Raw genomic sequence first — 841 nt, forward strand, 5'->3', positions numbered from 1 at the left:
CGCCGCCGGTGATCACGTTCGCCACAGCGTTGCCGGTACCCGTGAAGGCAGCCGAACCGGTGTAGGTCAGGTTCTCGATATTGGCGAGCGCAGCGATCGAATAGGTCGCAAGCGACGTCCGGATCTCGTCCGTACCCGCACCTGCTGCCTCCGTGACCACGTCGCCGGCGGCATCCACGACATAGGTATCGTTGCCGGCACCGCCGACCAGCGTATCGTTACCCGCTCCGCCGTCCAGCCTGTCCGCGCCAACTCCGCCAACCAGCGTGTCGTTACCCGCGCCACCGTCCAGCGTGTCGTTGCCGGCACCGCCGGTGATCGTGTTGGAAAGGGCATTGCCGGTCCCGGCAAAATCGCCGCTGCCGGTGAAGGTCAGGTTCTCGACATTGGCGATGTTGGTCAGCGCATAGGCAGAAAGCGCCGTCTTGATCAGATCCGTGCCTTCGTTGGCGGCTTCGGTCACGACATCGGCAAGATCGTCGACAACATAGGTGTCGTTGCCGGCACCGCCGATCAGCGTATCGGCTCCCGCCTTGCCGTCCAGCGTGTCGGCGCCTGCAGCACCCCTGATCGTGTTGGCAAGGTCGTTGCCCGTTCCGGTGAAGGCCACCGTGCCCGTATAGGTCAGGTTCTCGACATCGGCCCCGAGCGTGTAGGCCGCAAGCGCGGTCTTGACAGTGTCGGTGCCTGCATCGGCACTTTCGGTAACGACGTCGCCGGCGACATCCACGATATAGGTATCGTCACCCGCTCCGCCGATCAGCGTATCGGCACCGGCTCCGCCGTTCAGCGTGTCGTTGCCGTCGCCACCCGACAGCCGGTCGGCCGCAGCACCGCCGGT

General features: G+C 65.2%; 1 protein-coding gene. It reads right to left on the reverse strand.

The window, feature by feature from the left end:
- The coding region (locus ACFPWW_RS18105) for a calcium-binding protein (RefSeq protein WP_377312804.1) at positions 1–841 on the reverse strand (841 nt) is incomplete at both ends.

The organism is Rhizobium sp. GCM10022189, from assembly GCF_042656325.1.
In the GTDB taxonomy this organism is placed as follows: Bacteria; Pseudomonadota; Alphaproteobacteria; order Rhizobiales; family Rhizobiaceae; genus Rhizobium.